General features: G+C 72.2%; 14 protein-coding genes. 9 read left to right on the top strand and 5 right to left on the bottom strand.

Annotated elements, in window-relative coordinates; genetic code table 11:
* Positions 1-108: 108 nt before the first annotated feature.
* The 4 genes from C6W10_RS05640 to C6W10_RS05625 are packed head-to-tail and all read left to right on the top strand — an operon-like array spanning position 109 to position 5,195.
* Positions 109-585: a formate dehydrogenase subunit gamma gene (locus C6W10_RS05640; RefSeq protein WP_199853305.1), complete on the top strand. Its 477-nt coding sequence runs from the start codon at positions 109-111 to the stop codon at positions 583-585.
* Positions 582-2,162: an NADH-quinone oxidoreductase subunit NuoF gene (locus C6W10_RS05635; protein WP_107257124.1), complete on the top strand. Its 1,581-nt coding sequence runs from the start codon at positions 582-584 to the stop codon at positions 2,160-2,162. The genes C6W10_RS05640 and C6W10_RS05635 overlap by 4 nt, the downstream gene beginning before the upstream one ends.
* Positions 2,159-4,972: a formate dehydrogenase subunit alpha gene (gene fdhF, locus C6W10_RS05630; protein ID WP_107257123.1), complete on the top strand. Its 2,814-nt coding sequence runs from the start codon at positions 2,159-2,161 to the stop codon at positions 4,970-4,972. The genes C6W10_RS05635 and fdhF overlap by 4 nt, the downstream gene beginning before the upstream one ends.
* Position 4,973: 1 nt before the next feature.
* On the top strand, positions 4,974-5,195 hold the full coding sequence (locus C6W10_RS05625) for a formate dehydrogenase subunit delta (RefSeq protein ID WP_107257122.1): 222 nt from the start codon (positions 4,974-4,976) through the stop codon (positions 5,193-5,195).
* 319 nt (positions 5,196-5,514) lie between these two features.
* Here the strand turns inward: C6W10_RS05625 and C6W10_RS05620 are convergent, their stop codons facing one another.
* On the bottom strand, positions 5,515-8,514 hold the full coding sequence (locus C6W10_RS05620; protein ID WP_159104478.1) for a tetratricopeptide repeat protein: 3,000 nt from the start codon (positions 8,512-8,514) through the stop codon (positions 5,515-5,517).
* 201 nt (positions 8,515-8,715) lie between these two features.
* On the opposite strand from C6W10_RS05620, the gene C6W10_RS05615 reads away from it, so the two are divergent.
* The 3 genes from C6W10_RS05615 to C6W10_RS05605 are packed head-to-tail and all read left to right on the top strand — an operon-like array spanning position 8,716 to position 11,641.
* Positions 8,716-9,567, top strand: coding sequence for a hydroxypyruvate isomerase family protein (locus C6W10_RS05615; RefSeq protein WP_234359421.1), 852 nt, complete (start codon positions 8,716-8,718; stop codon positions 9,565-9,567).
* Position 9,568: 1 nt separating this feature from the next.
* Entirely contained in the window at positions 9,569-10,453 is an 885-nt protein-coding gene (locus tag C6W10_RS05610) for a 2-hydroxy-3-oxopropionate reductase (protein WP_107257119.1), read from the top strand.
* 12 nt (positions 10,454-10,465) lie between these two features.
* Positions 10,466-11,641, top strand: coding sequence for a glycerate kinase (locus C6W10_RS05605; RefSeq protein WP_107257118.1), 1,176 nt, complete (start codon positions 10,466-10,468; stop codon positions 11,639-11,641).
* 21 nt (positions 11,642-11,662) lie between these two features.
* Here the strand turns inward: C6W10_RS05605 and C6W10_RS05600 are convergent, their stop codons facing one another.
* Genes C6W10_RS05600 through C6W10_RS05590 form a run of 3 tightly spaced genes read right to left on the bottom strand, consistent with a single transcriptional unit; the run spans position 11,663 to position 13,578 of the window.
* A complete protein-coding gene (locus C6W10_RS05600) occupies positions 11,663-12,070 on the bottom strand; it encodes a VOC family protein (RefSeq protein ID WP_199853876.1) in 408 nt (135 codons plus the stop codon).
* Between the two features lie 54 nt (positions 12,071-12,124).
* On the bottom strand, positions 12,125-13,336 hold the full coding sequence (locus C6W10_RS05595; RefSeq protein WP_107263690.1) for a molybdopterin molybdotransferase MoeA: 1,212 nt from the start codon (positions 13,334-13,336) through the stop codon (positions 12,125-12,127).
* Positions 13,333-13,578: a DUF6457 domain-containing protein gene (locus C6W10_RS05590; protein WP_107257116.1), complete on the bottom strand. Its 246-nt coding sequence runs from the start codon at positions 13,576-13,578 to the stop codon at positions 13,333-13,335. The genes C6W10_RS05595 and C6W10_RS05590 overlap by 4 nt, the downstream gene beginning before the upstream one ends.
* Positions 13,579-13,679: 101 nt before the next feature.
* On the opposite strand from C6W10_RS05590, the gene C6W10_RS05585 reads away from it, so the two are divergent.
* A complete protein-coding gene (locus C6W10_RS05585) occupies positions 13,680-15,053 on the top strand; it encodes an OFA family MFS transporter (protein WP_107257115.1) in 1,374 nt (457 codons plus the stop codon).
* Positions 15,054-15,246: 193 nt separating this feature from the next.
* The gene (gene fdhD / locus C6W10_RS05580) at positions 15,247-16,095 is read left to right on the top strand and encodes a formate dehydrogenase accessory sulfurtransferase FdhD (protein WP_107263689.1); all 849 of its coding nucleotides are present in this window, start codon (positions 15,247-15,249) and stop codon (positions 16,093-16,095) included.
* Between the two features lie 208 nt (positions 16,096-16,303).
* Here fdhD and sucD read toward each other — a convergent pair whose 3' ends face one another.
* Positions 16,304-17,179, bottom strand: coding sequence for a succinate--CoA ligase subunit alpha (gene sucD / locus C6W10_RS05575; protein WP_107263688.1), 876 nt, complete (start codon positions 17,177-17,179; stop codon positions 16,304-16,306).
* Position 17,180: the final 1 nt, after the last annotated feature.

Here is a 17,180-nt window from a genome sequence, read left to right as displayed (position 1 = left end):
ATCAACTGGTACACCCCTCCTCGGGAGCGTCTCCCGGCGATATTGCATACGGTATCCAAGGCGACGTATGGTGGAGGTCCAGTAGGCGCGAGTGGAGGTGGGATCCCCGTGGCCAGTCCGGACCCCTCGGTGACGGATCGGGTGCGCGCGCTGGTCGCGGCGCATCGTGGTGACCGCGGTGCGCTGTTGCCGATCCTGCACCGGATCCAGGCCGAGTTCGGCTACGTCGACTCCGACGTCGTGCCGGTGCTGGCCAGCGAGCTGAACATCTCCCGTGCCGACGTGCACGGCGTGATCACCTTCTACACCGACTTCCGGGCCGAGCCCGCCGGGCGGACGGTGGTCAAGCTCTGCCGGGCCGAGGCCTGCCAGTCGGTCGGCGCCGAGCAACTCGTCGCGTACGCGGAGCGGACCCTGGGCGTCAAGGTAGGACAGACCACATCGGACGGTTCGGTCACCCTGGAGCAGGTGTTCTGCCTGGGCAACTGCGCGCTCGGCCCGGCCGGTCAGATCGACGAACGGGTGCACGGGCGGCTCACCCCCGCCCGGCTGGACGCCCTGGTGACGAAGGCGGTGGACGCATGACGGCCCCGGTGACGGTCTACGTACCCCGCGACTCGGCGGCGCTCTCGGTCGGCGCCGACCTGGTCGCCGCCGAGATCGAGCGAGCCGCCGCCGAGGCCGGCCGGCCGGTCCGGCTGGTCCGCAACGGCTCGCACGGCATGCTCTGGCTGGAACCGCTGGTCGAGGTGGTCACCGAGCGCGGCCGGATCGGGTACGGGCCGGTCGCGCCGGAGGCGGTCGCCGACCTCGTCGCCGCCGGGCTGCTCGACGGTGCCGACCACGAACTCTGCCAGGGCGTCGTCGCCGAACTGCCCTGGCTGCGCGACCAGACCCGGCTCTGCTTCGCCCGGGTCGGCGTCACCGATCCGCTCTCCCCGGACGACTACCTCGCACACGGCGGCCTGGCCGGGCTGCGTCGCGCCCTCGAACTCACCCCGGCCGAGGTGGTCGCCGAGGTCACCGAGTCCGGGCTGCGCGGCCGGGGCGGCGCCGGTTTCCCGGCCGGGATCAAGTGGAAGACCGTGCTGGACACCCCCGGCGCGCTGAAGTTCGTCTGCTGCAACGCCGACGAGGGCGACAGCGGCACCTTCGCCGACCGGATGCTGATGGAGGGCGACCCCTTCACCCTGATCGAGGGGATGACCATCGCCGCGCACGCGGTCGGTGCCACCGAGGGCTACGTCTACATCCGCTCCGAATATCCGGACGCGGTCCGGACGATGCGCCAGGCGATCGCGGTGGCCCGGGAGCAGGGCTGGCTCGGCGGCGACGTCCTCGGCTCCGGGCTCCGCTTCGACCTGCACGTCCGGGTCGGCGCGGGCGCCTACATCTGCGGCGAGGAGACCGCGATGCTGGAGAGCCTGGAGGGCAAGCGCGGCATGGTCCGGGCCAAGCCGCCGATCCCGGCGATCACCGGCCTCTTCGGCAGGCCGACCGTGGTGAACAACGTGCTCACCCTGGCCTCGGTGCCGACGATCCTCGCCGACGGGGCGGCGGCGTACCAGGCGCTCGGGGTGGAGCGGTCCCGGGGCACCCAGGTCTTCCAACTCGCCGGCAACGTGGCCCGGGGCGGGATCTTCGAGACCGCCTTCGGGATGACGCTCGGCGAGCTGATCCACACCTACGGCGGCGACACCCGCACCGGCCGGCCGGTCCGGGCGGTCCAGGTCGGCGGCCCGCTCGGGGCGTACCTGCCGGCGACCGGCCTGGACCTGCCGATGGAGTACGAAGCCTTCGCCGCCGCCGGCGCGATGCTCGGCCACGGTGGCATCGTGGTCTTCGACGACACCGTCGACATGGCGGCGATGGCCCGCTTCGCCATGGAGTTCTGCGCCGAGGAGTCCTGCGGCAAGTGCACCCCCTGCCGGGTGGGCGCGGTCCGGGGCGTCGAGGTGATCGACAAGATCACCGCCGGCCAGGACCCGGACGGCAACCTGGCCCTGCTGGGTGATCTCTGCGAGCTGATGACCGAGGGGTCGCTCTGCGCGATGGGCGGCCTGACACCGATGCCGGTACGCAGCGCACTGCTGCACTTCCCGGACGACTTCACCGTTCGCGGGGAGCCGTCCGCCGGCCGATACGAGGAGGCCACACCGTGAGCCTGTTGAAGGAACCCGACCTCGGTACCCCGGCCAGGCCCGGCCCGGCGACCGTCACCGTCGAGGTGGACGGGCACCCCGTCGCGGTCCCCGAGGGCACCTCGGTGATGCGGGCGGCGGCACTGAGCGGGATCGACATCCCGAAACTCTGCGCCACCGACAGCCTGGAGGCGTTCGGCTCCTGCCGGCTCTGCCTGGTGGAGATCGACGGCCGGCGCGGCACCCCGGCGTCCTGCACCACCCCGGTCGCCGAGGGCATGAAGGTGACCACCCAGTCGCCGAAGCTGGAGAAGCTCCGCCAGGGCGTGATGGAGCTCTACATCTCCGACCACCCGCTGGACTGCCTCACCTGCTCGGCCAACGGCGACTGCGAGTTGCAGGACATGTCCGGTGTGGTCGGGCTGCGCCAGGTCCGGTACGGCTACGACGGCGCCAACCACCTCGACGAGAAGACCGACTCCAGCAACCCGTACTTCGACTTCGAGGCGTCCAAGTGCATCGCCTGCTCCCGCTGCGTACGGGCCTGCGGCGAGGTGCAGGGGACGTTCGCGCTGACCATCGAGGGGCGCGGCTTCGGCTCCAAGGTGTCGGCCGGCGGCACCGACTTCATGAGTTCCGAGTGCGTCTCCTGCGGCGCCTGCGTGCAGGCCTGCCCGACCGCCACCCTCCAGGAGAAGACGGTGGTGCAGCTCGGGATGCCGACCCGCAGCGTCGTCACCACCTGTGCCTACTGCGGGGTCGGTTGCTCGTTCAAGGCCGAGCTGCGCGGCGCCGAGCTGGTCCGGATGGTGCCGCACAAGGACGGCGGGGCGAACGAAGGGCACTCCTGCGTCAAGGGCCGCTTCGCGTTCGGCTACGCCACCCACCCGGACCGGGTGCTCACCCCGATGCTCCGGGAGAGCATCACCGACGAGTGGCGCCCGGTCGACTGGGAGACGGCGATCTCCTACACCGCCGCCAAGCTGATGGAGATCCAGGCCCGGCACGGGGTCGGCTCGATCGGCGGCATCACCTCCTCGCGTACCACCAACGAGGAGGTCTACGTGGTGCAGAAGATGATTCGGGCCGCGTTCGGCAACAACAACGTGGACACCTGCGCCCGGGTCTGTCACTCGCCGACCGGGTACGGCCTGAAGCAGACCTTCGGCACCTCCGCCGGTACCCAGGACTTCCGCTCGGTGGCCAAGTCCGACGTGATCATGGTGATCGGCGCGAACCCGACCGACGCGCACCCGGTCTTCGCCTCCCGGATGAAGCGCCGGATCCGCGAGGGCGCCAAGGTGATCGTCGTCGACCCGCGCCGGATCGACCTGGTCCGCTCGCCGCACGTCGAGGCGGCGCACCACCTCCAGCTCGCCCCCGGCACCAACGTGGCGGTGGTGAACGCGATGGCGCACGTGGTGCTCACCGAGGGGCTGGTCGACCGGAGCTTCGTCGAGGAGCGCTGCGAGGACTTCGACGGCTGGGCCGAGTTCATCGCCCGGCCCGAGAACAGTCCGGAGGCGGTCGAGGAACTCACCGGGGTACCGGCCGAGGAGCTGCGCGCGGCGGCCCGGCTCTACGCGACCGGCGGCAACGCGGCGATCTACTACGGCCTCGGTGTCACCGAGCACAGCCAGGGTTCGACCATGGTGATGGGGATGGCGAACCTGGCGATGGCGACCGGCAACATCGGCCGGGACGGCGTCGGGGTCAACCCGCTGCGCGGGCAGAACAACGTGCAGGGCTCCTGCGACATGGGGTCGTTCCCGCACGAGCTGCCCGGCTACCGGCACATCTCCGACGACGTCGTACGCGGGGTCTTCGAGAACATGTGGGGGCGCGAGCTGCTGGCCGAGCCGGGGCTGCGGATCCCGAACATGTTCGACGCGGCGCTGGACGGCAGCTTCCGGGCGCTCTTCGTGCAGGGCGAGGACATCGCCCAGTCCGACCCGAACATCAAGCACGTGCACGCCGCGCTCGCGGCGCTGGAGCTGGTCGTGGTGCAGGACCTGTTCCTCAACGAGACGGCGAAGTTCGCCCACGTCTTCCTGCCCGGCACCTCCTTCCTGGAGAAGGACGGCACCTTCACCAACGCCGAGCGCCGGATCAACCGGGTACGCCCGGTGATGCCGCCGAAGACCGGCAAGCACGAGTGGGAGATCGTCGCCGAGATCGCCCAGGCGATGGGCTACCCGATGCGGTACGACCACCCGAGCCAGATCATGGACGAGATCGCCGCGCTCACCCCGACCTTCGCCGGGGTCTCCTTCGACAAGCTCGACAAGCTGGGCAGCGTGCAGTGGCCCTGCAACGACAGCGCGCCGGAGGGTACTCCGATCATGCACATGGAGGGCTTCGTCCGGGGCCGGGGGCGGTTCGTGCAGACGCCGTTCGTGCCGACCCGGGAGCGGAGTACCCGCAAGTTCCCGCTGATCCTGACCACCGGCCGGATCCTCAGCCAGTACAACGTGGGGGCGCAGACCCGGCGGACCAGCAACGTGGAGTGGCACCCGGAGGACGTACTCGAGATCCATCCGCACGACGCGGAGGTCCGGGGCATCAACGACGGCGACGAGGTCACCCTGGCCAGCCGGGTCGGCGCCACCTCGCTGCGCGCGGTCCTCTCCGACCGGATGCCGGTCGGCGTGGTCTACACGACCTTCCACCACCCGGTCACCGGGGCGAACGTGGTCACCACGGAGAACTCCGACTGGGCGACCAACTGTCCCGAATACAAGGTGACGGCGGTGCAGGTCGGTTTGAAGAATCCGCCGGCGCCGGCCGGGGCGACCGTGGCGGAGACCCGGCTTCCGGCGATGGCGGACTGAGATGTCGACCCACACCGGGACCTCCCCGCAGGTCAGGCTCGCCAACGAGATCGCCGTGCACTTCCGGCACCAGGCGCCCGAGCAGGCAGCGGCGGCGATCGCCGAGCACATCCGGGCGTTCTGGGATCCGCGGATGCGGGCCGAGTTGCTGGCCCGGGCCGAGGCCGAGCCGGATGCGTTCGACCCCCTGGCCCTGGCCGCCGCCCGGCTGCTGACCGGCTGACGCCCCGCCCGTCGCACGACGTGTCGTGGCCCGTGTGCTGGCGCGGGCCACGACGCGTGCAGGTCCCGCCTCAGGTGCAGCCGTTCTCGTGTGCCCAGATGGCGATCTCGACCCGGTTGCGACCTGGAGCTTGCGGTGGATGTTGGCGAGGTGCCCCTTGACGTACCGGCAACCGCCGAGTACCCGTGTCACTGGCGGTCGTCCCCGCCGGCCTGGTGCAGGATCGGTCGACGGTATCGCCGGACCGCTGGGCGGCGGTCCGCGGGTGAAGCCGCCGGAAGGGCTGCCTTGACTCCTCTCCATCCGCACGACGCGAGCGTTATGGCGTGCCGTCGTCCGTCTCGTCAGGATGTGGAGGGTCCAGAGCCGCGAGCGCGCCCGCCACCTGGGCGGCTTCCGGGACGCCGAGCGCCTGGTACAGGTCCAGAGCCCGCCGTAGGTGGGAGGTGGCGGAAGCGATGTCGCCGAGGTCGGCGGCGGCCCTGCCGAGGCCTTCGAGTGCGCGTGCTTCTTCAAGGCGGTAACCGCGGTCGTGGGCGACCGCGAGGGCCTTCTGGTGCAGGGCGTGGGCCCGGTCCGGGTACCCGGACATCCGGCGTAGGCTGGCGACGTAGTTGAGGGCTTCGACCTCGTCGTCGAGGGCGCCCACCTCGCGCAGGGCGGTAAGTGCCTGCGTGAGCTGATGTTCACCGGCGGCATAGTCGCCAGTTCGACATCGCACCACTCCGAGATGGGCGAGGGTATACGCCGCACCGTGCGGGTGTTCGAGTGCCCGGTAGAGGTCCAGAGCCTGGCGCAGCAGGTCGTCCGCGTCCGGGTAGTGCTCGGTCAGCCGCCGTACGATCCCCAGATCCGCGAGTGCACTGGCCAGGCCGAGCCGGTCGTTGAGTGCGCGGTAGTGCTCCAGGGCTTGTCGAAGTAGATCTTCGGCGCCCTGGTAGTCCCCGGTCAGTCGCCGCAGACTTCCCAGTCGGTGGATGGTATTTGCCTGGCCCAGCCGGTGGTCGAGTGTGCGGGATAGGGCCAGGGCTTGTCGCAGCAGCTCCTCCGCGCCGGGATAGTCTCCGGCCAGCCGCCGCACGGCTCCCAGCGTGTAAAGGGCAGTGGCTTGACCGAGCCGGTGGTCGAGCGCGTGGTAGATCTCCAGGGCTTCACACAGCACCTCGACCGCGCCTGCATAGTCTCCGGTCCGCCACCGTACGAGCCCCAGCTGAGTGAGGGCGTGGGCTTGGCCGAGCCGGTGGTCGAGCGCGCGGTAGATCTCCAGGGCTCGTCGCAGCAGGTCCTCCGCGCCCGAGTAGTCCGCCGAGATCAGCCGCTGCACGGTCCCTAGCTGGGTGAGCGCGTGGGCCTGTCCAAGCGCGTGGTCGAGTTCGTGGTAATGGTCCAGCGCCTGCCGCAGCAGGTGGTCAGCACCCCGATAGTCCCCGGTCAGCCAATGCGTGGCCGCCAAATCTGTGAGGGCGTTGGCCTGGCCGAGTCGATCGTTGATCTGCACAGCGTGATCAGCGGCCCTCTGGTGCAGGTCGGCTGCCGTGTCCCAGGGACCTTCTCTGCGGAGCAGGCTGGTGAGGCCTGCGGTCAGCCCGACCACCTGTTGGTGCTCGTTGCGGATCGTGGCGTGGTGCAGGCAGGCAAGCAGGTTGGCCCGTTCGACCCGGAGCCAGTCGACGGCTGCGTCCCAATCGCTCAGGACGGGAGCCGTTGCCGGCGTCATCACGGTTCTGATCATGGAGTGGGTGTGATGGGCGGTCAGCCGGTCGGCGCGGCCGGCAGTGTGCTGGTAGTAGTCCAGCAGCCGTTCTACGGCCGCGTCGCGCACGTCGGATGAGTCGGCGGTGGTGGTGCGGTTGTGGGTGTAGGCGCGGATCAGATCGTGCATCCGGTACCGGCGGGGTGCCGTTTCATCGAGGAGGTGGTCGTTGTACAACTCGTCCAGGTGCTCGGCGGCGTGGTCGAGGGTGGTGTCGGCGAGGGCGGCTGCGGCGTAGGGGTCGATTTCGTCGCCGGGATGCAGACCGAGGAGCCGGAAGAAGCGCTGCCGCTCGGGCGGCAGGTGGCGGTAGGAAAGGTCGAACGCGGCTCGTACGGTGGCGTCCTCGCCCTTGACGGTCAGCATTCGCCCGTCGACGCGGAGTTCGGCGAGTAGGTCCGCAATGGACCAGGTGGGCCGGCTGGCGAACCGGCTCGCGGTGATGGCGATCGCCAGCGGTAGGAACCCACACACCTCGACCAGTTCCGCAACCCGGTCGGGTTCGACTTCGGCGCGGGGGACCAGCCGCTGGAACATCGCCGCCGCGTCTTCCGAGGGCAGGAGGTGCAGGTTGAGGTGGGTGGCTTCGCGCAGGTCGGCCAGGCGGAGCCGGGAGGTGATCAGCACCAGCACGCCGTCAGTGCCGGGTAGCAGCGGGCGTACCTGTGCCGTTGATTTCGCGTTGTCGAGCACGAGGAGGGCCCTTTTGCCGTTCATCCGGTCCCGCCACAGGGCCGAGCGGGCGTGCACCCCGTCGGGCAGTTGGCGGGGATCGAGGCCGTCGGCGCGGAGTAGGTCGGCGAGGGCGTCGGCCGGATCGGTGGGTTCGTGCCCCGGGGTGTGGCCGCGCAGGTCGACGAAGAGCCGTCGATCCGGAAACCGACCAGCCAGCCGGCGCGCGGCATGCACGGCAAGCGCGGTCTTGCCGATACCGGGCATCCCATCGATGGAATGGATCGCGACCACACCACTGCCGGGGGCGGCGCCGGTGACGGTGGCGGTAATCCGCTCCAGCTCACCATCGCGGCCGACGAACACCGTCGGTCCGGCAGGTAGGGTGTCCCGCGCCGGCCCCCCACCACTTCCCAGGTTGAGTTCGGTCAAGGCATGGAACACCTCGAACTCCAGGCGATCCACTGTGGAGAACGTGCGCAGGATCAGTCCGGCGTTGCCCAGCCGAGCCCGGAACCCGTCAATGCGTGATCGGTCCGCGTCCAGCAACCCCACCGGCAGATCAGGACGCTCGTCGAGCAGGAACACCAGCCGCGGAAGCCCGGCCTCCGTAGCCGCCTGAAACTCCAACTCGGTATACGACACCGACGTGTCGGGCACGATCGAGCCGTACCGGAACCCCACCACTGCCACGTACACGTCGCAGGACCGGACCTGCTCCTGGCAGTACCCTGCGGGTTGACCGTCACGGGCCGCAAAGTAGGCCATATCCACCGGCACCAGCCGCGCCCGATTCACCGCATCGATCGTCGCTCGCACGAACGACGCGTCTCGATCCGGATGCTGCGCCATGTCCGAGGTGTGACTGATGAAAACCCGCGCGCTATCCACCATGACACCCTTCCCCATGCCACTTGACGACCACGCTCGGACGACGGCGATCGCTCACCGTCGTGCTCAGCAAAACACTCAAGACCCAAGGTCACTGCCCCGAGCCGGGCCCCTCGGCGGATGTGGTTCCTCCTTGACTCTTCTCCATACTGCATACAGAATCCTGTAGGTAATAGCAGTAGTCGCCGAGCCGCAGGAGGGCCCGTGCCCGGACACCAGCTCCGCTACGACGTGAACTGCTCGATCCTCTTCACCGAGCTGCCGCTGCTGGAGCGGCCGGCGGCGGCGAAGGCGGCCGGATTCGACGCCGTCGAGTTCTGGTGGCCGTTCGCCGAACCGGTGCCCCGGGCCTCCGAGGTGGAGGCGTTCCTCGCCGCCATCGACGACGCCGACGTCCAACTGGTGGGGCTCAACTTCTTCGCCGGCGACATGCCCGGCGGCGACCGGGGAGTGGTCTCCTGGCCGGCACGCTCCGCCGAGTTCCGGGAGAACGTCGAACTGGTCGCGATGATCGGCGCCGCCACCGGCTGCCGGTCGTTCAACGCCCTCTACGGCAACCGGATCGCCGACCTGCACCCGACCGTGCAGGAGGAGACGGCGGTGGCCAACCTCGCCTTCGCCGCCTCGGCGGTCGCCCGGATCGGCGGCACCGTACTCGTCGAGGCGGTCAGCGGCCCCCAGCCCTACCCGCTGCGTACCGCCGCCGACGTGGTCGCCGTACTCGACCAGTTGCTGGTCGAACGCGACATCCGCAACCTGGCCCTCCTCGCCGACCTCTACCACCTCACCGTGAACGGCGACGACGTGCCGAAGGTGCTCGCCGAGCACGCCGACCGGATCGGGCACGTGCAGATCGCCGACGCACCCGGCCGGCACGAGCCGGGGAGCGGCGAGATCGACCTCGACGGCCACCTCGACCAACTCGGCCGGTCCGGCTACCGAGGCTGGGTCGGCCTGGAATACCTGCCCAGCGGGGCGAGCGCGGAGAGCTTCGGCTGGCTGCCCCGGCAGCGCCGGGGCGGCGGTGCCGACCAGACCAACGAAGGGGATCGCTGAGATGACCAGCATCGGTTTTATCGGCCTCGGCATCATGGGCGGCCCGATGGCCGCCAACCTGATCAAGGCCGGCCACGACGTGGTCGGCTACGACGTCAGCCCGGCCCGCAACGCCGCCCTGGAACAGGCCGGTGGCAAGGTCGCCGCCGACATCGCCGAGCTGGTGCGCCAGGTCGACGTGGTGATCACCATGGTCCGCGACTCGGCCGACGTCGAGGCGGTCGCCCTCGGCGGGGACGGCATCCTGGCCCACGCCCGCCCCGGCCAGCTCTACGTCGACATGAGCAGCATCTCGCCGGGCACCTCCCGGCAGGTCGCCGAGGCCGCCGCGACCCGCTCGGTGCGGGTGCTGGACGCCCCGGTCAGCGGCGGCGAGGCGGGCGCGATCGAGGGCAGTCTCTCCATCATGGTCGGTGGAGACCCGGCGGACTTCGCCGCGGCCCGGCCGATCCTGGAGGTGCTCGGGGCCACCGTCGTGCACGTCGGCCCGGCCGGGGCCGGCCAGACCGTGAAGGCGGCCAACCAGCTCATCGTGGCCGGCACCATCGAACTGGTCGCCGAGGCGATCGTCTTCCTCGAGGCCTACGGGGTGGACACCGAGGCGGCGGTCAGGGTGCTCGCCGGCGGCCTGGCCGGCAACCGGATCCTGGACCGCAAGGCGGCCGGGATGCTGGCCCGGCAGTTCCAGCCCGGCTTCCGGATCGACCTGCACCACAAGGACATGGGGATCGTCACCTCGGCGGCCCGGGAGGCCGGGGTGGTGATCCCGCTCGGCGCGGTGGTCGCCCAGCTCATCGCCGCACTCAAGGCACAGGGCGACGGCGGCCTCGACCACAGCGCGCTGCTCAAGCTGGTCGAGCAGCTCTCCGGCCGGTCCGCCGGCTAGCCACGCACGCCGATGGGGCACGTGCTGCTGGCACCGGACAAGTTCAAGGGCTCACTGACCGCCGTCGAGGTCGTCCGGCACCTGACCGCCGGGCTGCGCCGGGCCGCACCCGACATCGAGGTACGCGGCTTCCCGGTCGCCGACGGCGGCGACGGCACCCTCGACGCGGCGGTCTCGGCCGGCTTCCGCCGGGTCCCGGTCTCCGTCGCCGGCCCGACCGGCGCCGAGGTGCGGACCGCCTTCGGGTACGCCGACGGCGTCGCCGTGGTCGAGTTGGCCGACGCCTGCGGGCTGCGCCGGCTGCCGGCCGGGGTACCCGATCCGCTGCGCGCGAGCAGTCGCGGTGCCGGCGAGGTGATCCGGGCGGCGCTGGCGTACGGCTGCTCCGAGGTGGTGCTCGGGCTCGGCGGCAGCGCCAGTACCGACGGCGGGGCGGGGCTGGTCGGCGCGCTCGGGGTACGCCTGCTCGACGAGAGCGGTGCGGAGCTGCCGCCCGGTGGTGCGGCGCTGCGCCACCTGCACCGGGTCGACCTGACCGGGCTGCACCCGGCGGTCCGGCGTACCCGCTTCGTGGTGGCCGGGGACGTGGACAATCCGCTGCTCGGCCCGACCGGCGCCGCCGCCGTGTACGGCCCGCAGAAGGGTGCGACCGCCGACGACGTCGCGGTACTGGAGGCGGGCCTGACCCGCTGGGCCGACCTGGCCGAGCCGGCGATCGAGGCAGCGGGTCTGCGCGGCGCCGCCCCGAGCCCCCGGGTCCGGGACCGGGCCGGTGCGGGCGCGGCCGGCGGGGTCGGGTTCGCCGCGCTCGGCTTCCTCGGTGCGCGGTTCCGGCCCGGCATCGAACTGCTGCTCGACCTGCTGGGCTTTGCCGAGGCGGTGGCCGGCGCCGACCTGGTGGTCACCGGGGAAGGGTCGCTGGACGCGCAGAGCCTGCACGGCAAGGCGCCGGTCGGGGTGGCCGGGGCGGCCGTCCTGGCCGGCGTGCCCACCGTGGCCGTCGCCGGTCAGGTCAGTGTCGGCCCGGAGCAGCTGCGGGGTGCCGGCATCGAGGCGGTCTATCCGCTCACCTCGGTCGAACCGGACCCGGCGGCCTGCCTGGACCGCGCCGCCGAGCTGGTCGAGAAGGTCGCGGAGCTGCTGGCCGCCGACTGGCTGGACCGGTCCGGGCGGGTCAGGCGGCGCTGAGCCGGGTCGCCCCGGGGCCGCTCACGCTCCGGTGGAGGCCGCCGGTGGCCGCAGCACGCAGAACTCGTTCCCGTCGGGGTCGGCGAGCACGTGCCAGGCCCAGCCGTCCTCCTCGACGGGACGCTCGGTCAGGCATCGGGCGCCCAGCGACAGCAGCCTGGCCAGCTCTGCCTCCAGGTCGGGCACGCGCAGGTCCAGATGCATCCGGTTCTTGTCCCGCTTGGCCTCGGGAACCCGCTGCAACAGCAGTTCCACGCCGTCCCCGTTCGCCGGCAGCAGCCGCCGGTAGCGGCCCGGCGAGGGGGGTTCGGCGACGTAGCCGAGCGCGCCGGACCAGAACGTCGCCGAGCGGGCCAGGTCGGCACAGTCCAGGACCACCGCCAGGACCACGTCGTTCCGTCCACCGAAACGAGTTGGCCGCGTAGTCATTGCGCCAGGCTACCCGGGGGGTTCGCCGCGCGCAGCCGGGGACGGGCCGCGCCCTCAGGCCGTGGCGGCGACGACCGGTCGGCACGAAACCGGTGCCGGTGACGTCAGCGCGGTCTCGGCGCTCGGCAGCGGGAGCAGTTCGACCTCGGCGCCGGCCCAGCCCGGCGGGACGACCGCGAGCGCGTCCGCCCCGGCGGCGCCCCAGAGTGAACCGGGGCGGTCGTGCCCGACCGGCAGCGCCGCCGACCCGACCCGGGCCACCGGCACCAACCGGGTGTCCCGGTCGTGCGGTGTCACCGGCCCGGCCAGCGTCGCGGTAAGGGTCGCCGGTTCGGTACGCCCGGCCAGCCGGCCGAGCAGCGGGGAGAGCAGGGTCAGCGCGGCGACCAGGGCCGCGTACGGGTTGCCGGGCAGCCCGACCACGAACCGGCCGTCCGGCAGCCCGGCCAGGAGCTGCGGATGTCCCGGCCGGCAGGCGACGCCGCGTACCGGGACCTCGGCGGCGAGCGTGTCCAGGGCCCGGCGCAGGTGGTCGGCGGCGCCGGCCGAGGTGGCTCCGCAGACCACCAGCACGTCGGCGTCGGAGCGCAGCAACGCGGCGACCAGCGCGGAGGCGTCGTCGGCGATCCGGGTGGACCAGGCCAGCTCGGCTCCGGCGGACCGGACCAGCCCCGGCAGCATCGGCCCGATCGCGTCCCGGACCTGCCCCGCCGTCGGGATGCCGGCGGTGCGCAGCTCCGCTCCGGTCACCACCATGCCGACCCTCGGCTGCCGGTGCACGGTCAGCGTGTCGTGCCCGAGGCTGGCGGCCAGCCCGAGCACGACCGGGTTGACGACCGTGCCGGCGGGCAGCACCTCCTGGCCGACCGGACAGTCCTCGCCGCGGCGGCGTACGTGCCGGCCGGGCTCGATCCGGCCGTGCACCGTCCGGTCCGTCCGGGTGGCCCGCTCGTACGGCAGCACCGCGTCGGCGCCGGCCGGCACCACCGCACCGGTGCCGATCTCGACGGCGTCTCCGGCGGCCAGCGGGGTCGGCGTGCCGGGATCTCCGGCGAGTACCCGCCCGGTGAGCCGCCACGGGCCGGGTCCGGCCACCGCGTACCCGTCCATCGCGGCGCTGTTGTAGGCGGGCAGTGCGGAGAGGGCGACGAGCGGCACCGCCAGGGCGGAGCCGACGGTCTCGGCCAGCGGCCGCTGCACGGCGCCGAGGGGGCGGGCGGCGCTCCGGGCGTACCGCCGGGCCTCGGGCCAGGCGACGGCGCTCATCGTCCGGCGTCCCGCCGGGACCACTCCTGCGCGAGCCGGGTCAGCCGGTCCGCCGCCTCGGCCAGGGTGGCGCCCTGGCCGACCACCACGCCGAGCAGGAAGGCGCCGAGCGGTGCGGCGGGCCGGGTGACGCCGTGCGCGACGTCCCGGGCGACGTCCAGCACGAGCCGCTGGTCCAGCACCGCCGGGTCGAGACCGAGTTCGTCGATGGCCTGTCGGGTCCATTCGTCCAGCACGCTCATGCCATCTCCTCGGTCCGCGGATCGACCTGGACAGTTCCCCGTCCGTGGTAGAGAATAGTGCACTCAACATACAGTATACAGTGGCCAGTTGGAGGCACCAGATGACGGACTCCAGCAACGACACGGCGGTGCGCGAGATCAGCGACCTCTACGGCCGCCGCTACCGGATCGGCGAGACCGACCGCGCCCTGCTGGGCCGGTCCCGGGCGTGGATGCTGCTGCTGCCCTGGGCCGCCATGCTGGCGATCAGCCTGTTCCAGTACGGCTACGGCGCCGCCCTGCCCACCCTGATCGAGGCGAACGGCTGGAGCCTGTGGCAGGCGTTCGGGGTACTCGCCCTCTGGGTGGTCTGCCAGGCGGCCAGCTCGCCACTGGCCGGGTGGTGGTACCAGCGGCTCGGCGGCCGGCTGGCCGTACCGATGCTCGTCGGCGCCGCCTGCTGCCTCGCCGCACTGCTCACCCTGGCGCACCGGGCCGATCTCGGCACGGTGCTGCTCGGCTACTCGGTGCTCGGCGGCGTCGGCGCCGGACTGGTCTACATGACCTGCATTGCCTGCGTCACCGAGTGGTTCCCGGAGCGGATCGCCGGCCGGGTGGCGGTGGTCAGCGCCGCGTTCGGCTACGGGTCGATCCCGTTCGTCGTGCTCGCCGGCTACGGCCTGGACGCCGGCAACCGGACGACCGTGCTGACCGGGACCGCCGTCGCCGTCTTCGCCGTGGTGGCCCTCTGCGGCATGCTGATGCGCAAGCCGCCCCGCAACTGGTGGCCGGCGCACATCGACCCGCGGCGCTGGGCGGTCGACCGGCGGCTCAACCGCAGCATCCCGCACAACCGCCCCGCCGCCCGCCCCTACCCGCCCCGGGCGGCGGTACGCAGCGGCATGCTGCCGTTGATGTTCGTGGTGGTGGTACTCACCGCGACGATGGCGCTGTTCGACATCGCGTACCTGGCCGGTGCCGCGTACACCCAGGGGCTGCCGGCGCTGACCCTGGTGGCCGGGATCGGCGCGCTGGCCGCGTCGAACGGGATCGGGCGGGCGGTGACCAGTTCGCTCTCCGACCGGATCGGCCGGCGCGGCACCCTGGGCCTCTCCCTGCTGGTCGGCGGGATCGCCCAGTTCGGCCTGCTCGCGGCGGCGACCAACGACAACCACCCGGCCGCCGTGGTGGGCTTCGCCGCGCTGGCCGGCGCCGGCACCGGAGCCGGCTACTCGCTGCTGGTCAGCCTGGTCCGGGACTGGTTCGGTGACGCCGCCACGGTGCCGAACTACGGCATCGTCTACACCGGCAAGTCGGTCGGCGGGCTGCTCGGCATCGTGCTCGCCGGGCTGGTGGTGACCACTCCGGACTCCGTGCTGCCGTTCCTGGTGGCCGGTTCGCTGGGGCTCTTCGGCGCGGCGCTGACCCGTTGGATGCGCCAACCCGGACTGGCGATGGTCCGGCTCCCGTCGCCGCTGCGCGCCGACCGGCTCTAGGGCGGACGGAGGTCGACCGGCTCTGGGGCGGACGGAGGTCGACCGGCTCTGGGGCGGACGGAGGTCGACCGGCTCTGGGGCGGACGGAGGTCGACCGGCTCCGGGGCGGGCCGGAGGTCAGCCGGTCGACCCCGCCGTGCAGCGGGGGTCGACCGGAGGCACGGGACAGCGCGAGGAACGGGTGGTGGGCGGAATGGGACGGGTGACGAGTCGACGCCGGGTGGTCCGGATCATCGACGGCGAGGTCAGCGAGCCGATGGACACGCTGGCGGCCGAGGAGCCACTGGAGATCCGGGTGAACGGGCGATCCCTGGTGGTGACCATGCGGACCCCGGGCGACGACTTCGACCTGGCGGCCGGCTTCCTGGTCAGCGAGGGCGTGGTACGCGCCACCGGTGAGATCGCCGGGATCCGCTACTGCGCGGGCGCCACCGCCGACGGGGTGAACACCTACAACGTGGTCGACGTGGTGCTGGCGGCCGGGGTGGCACCGCCGGACCCGTCGCTGGAGCGCAACTTCTACACCACCTCCTCCTGCGGGCTCTGCGGCAAGGCCAGCCTGGACGCGGTGCGTACCATCGCGGCCTGGTCGGTGGCGGACGACCCGCTCCGGCTCGACCCCGACGTGGTCAGCGCGCTGCCGGACACCCTGCGGGCCGCGCAGCGGGTCTTCGACCGGACCGGTGGGCTGCACGCGGCGGCGCTCTTCTCCGCCGACGGTCGGCTGCACTGCCTGCGCGAGGACGTCGGCCGGCACAACGCGGTGGACAAGGTCGTCGGCTGGGCGCTGCGCAACGGCCGGGTGCCGCTGCGCGGCACGGTGCTGATGGTCAGCGGGCGGGCCTCGTTCGAACTGGTGCAGAAGGCGGTGATGGCCGGCATCCCGGCCCTGACGGCGGTCTCCGCGCCCTCCTCGCTCGCCGCCGACCTCGCCGCCGACGCCGGGCTCACCCTGGTCGGCTTCCTGCGCGGCAGTTCGATGAACGTCTACGCCGGGGCGCACCGGCTGACCCGGCGGGCTCCGAGCACCCTGTCGGCCTGACCTGCGAGCGGTTCGCCGCGGCCGTACCCCGGCCGCGGCGGCTTCGTCGTGTGCCCGGTGCGGCGAGGGGTCCGGGCGGAGGTGTCGGCCTCCGCCCGGACCGGCGCCGACCTCTCGGGTACGGCGGTCGCCGGGTGCCGGTCGCGTCCGCCCGATCCGGCACCCGGCGTCCCCGCCGACGGTCAGCGCCTCGGTAACGCCTCGCGGATCAGCGCGCCAGCAACGTCTCACGCATCAGCGCGGCGGTCTCGGACGGGGTCCGGCCGACCCGGACCCCGACCGCCTCCAGCGCCTCCTGCTTGGCCAGTGCCGTACCGGACGACCCGGAGACGATCGCCCCGGCGTGTCCCATCGTCTTCCCCTCCGGCGCGGTGAACCCGGCGACGTAGCCGACCACCGGCTTGCTGACGTGCTCGGCGATGTACGCCGCCGCACGCTCCTCCGCGTCCCCGCCGATCTCACCGATCATCACGATCGCCTCGGTCTCCGGATCGTCCTCGAACGCCTGGAGGCAGTCGATGTGCGTGGTGCCGACGATCGGGTCGCCGCCGATGCCGACGCAGGTGGAGAAGCCGAAGTCGCGCAGCTCGTACATCATCTGGTAGGTCAGGGTGCCGCTCTTGCTGACCAGGCCGATCCGGCCCCGCTTGGTGATGTCGGCCGGGATGATGCCGGCGTTGGACTGTCCGGGACTGATCAGCCCCGGGCAGTTCGGCCCGATGATCCGGGTCTGGTTGCCGGTGCTCCGGGCGTACGCCCAGAACTCGGCGGTGTCGTGCACCGGGATCCCCTCGGTGAGCACCACGGCCAGGCCGAGGCGGGCGTCGACCGCCTCCAGTACGGCCGCCTTGGCGAACCGGGGCGGTACGAAGACCACCGTCACGTCGGCGCCGGTCGCCCGGACCGCCTCGGCGCAGTTGTCGAAGACCGGGATCCCGTCGACGTCCCGGCCGCCCTTGCCCGGGGTGACCCCGGCGACGATGTTGGTGCCGGCGGCGACCATCCGGCGGGTGTGCCTGGTGCCCTCGGTGCCGGTGATGCCCTGGACCAGCACCCGGCTCTTCTCGGTGAGGAAGATTGCCATC

The sequence above is a fragment of the Plantactinospora sp. BB1 genome, assembly GCF_003030385.1.
In the GTDB taxonomy this organism is placed as follows: domain Bacteria; phylum Actinomycetota; class Actinomycetes; order Mycobacteriales; family Micromonosporaceae; genus Plantactinospora.
Note: the sequence above shows the minus strand (reverse complement) of the source record. Positions and strands in the feature narration are given on the sequence as shown.

Excerpts from the sequence above, each read along its gene's own strand:
- C6W10_RS05635 (WP_107257124.1), top strand. The coding sequence starts at position 582 with ATGACGGCCCCGGTGACGGTCTACGTACCCCGCGACTCGGCGGCGCTC.
- C6W10_RS05625 (WP_107257122.1), top strand. The coding sequence starts at position 4,974 with ATGTCGACCCACACCGGGACCTCCCCGCAGGTCAGGCTCGCCAACGAG.
- C6W10_RS05620 (WP_159104478.1), bottom strand. The coding sequence starts at position 8,514 with ATGGTGGATAGCGCGCGGGTTTTCATCAGTCACACCTCGGACATGGCG.
- C6W10_RS05610 (WP_107257119.1), top strand. The coding sequence starts at position 9,569 with ATGACCAGCATCGGTTTTATCGGCCTCGGCATCATGGGCGGCCCGATG.
- C6W10_RS05605 (WP_107257118.1), top strand. The coding sequence starts at position 10,466 with ATGGGGCACGTGCTGCTGGCACCGGACAAGTTCAAGGGCTCACTGACC.
- C6W10_RS05600 (WP_199853876.1), bottom strand. The coding sequence starts at position 12,070 with ATGACTACGCGGCCAACTCGTTTCGGTGGACGGAACGACGTGGTCCTG.
- C6W10_RS05595 (WP_107263690.1), bottom strand. The coding sequence starts at position 13,336 with ATGAGCGCCGTCGCCTGGCCCGAGGCCCGGCGGTACGCCCGGAGCGCC.
- C6W10_RS05590 (WP_107257116.1), bottom strand. The coding sequence starts at position 13,578 with ATGAGCGTGCTGGACGAATGGACCCGACAGGCCATCGACGAACTCGGT.
- C6W10_RS05585 (WP_107257115.1), top strand. The coding sequence starts at position 13,680 with ATGACGGACTCCAGCAACGACACGGCGGTGCGCGAGATCAGCGACCTC.
- fdhD (WP_107263689.1), top strand. The coding sequence starts at position 15,247 with ATGGGACGGGTGACGAGTCGACGCCGGGTGGTCCGGATCATCGACGGC.
- sucD (WP_107263688.1), bottom strand. The coding sequence starts at position 17,179 with ATGGCAATCTTCCTCACCGAGAAGAGCCGGGTGCTGGTCCAGGGCATC.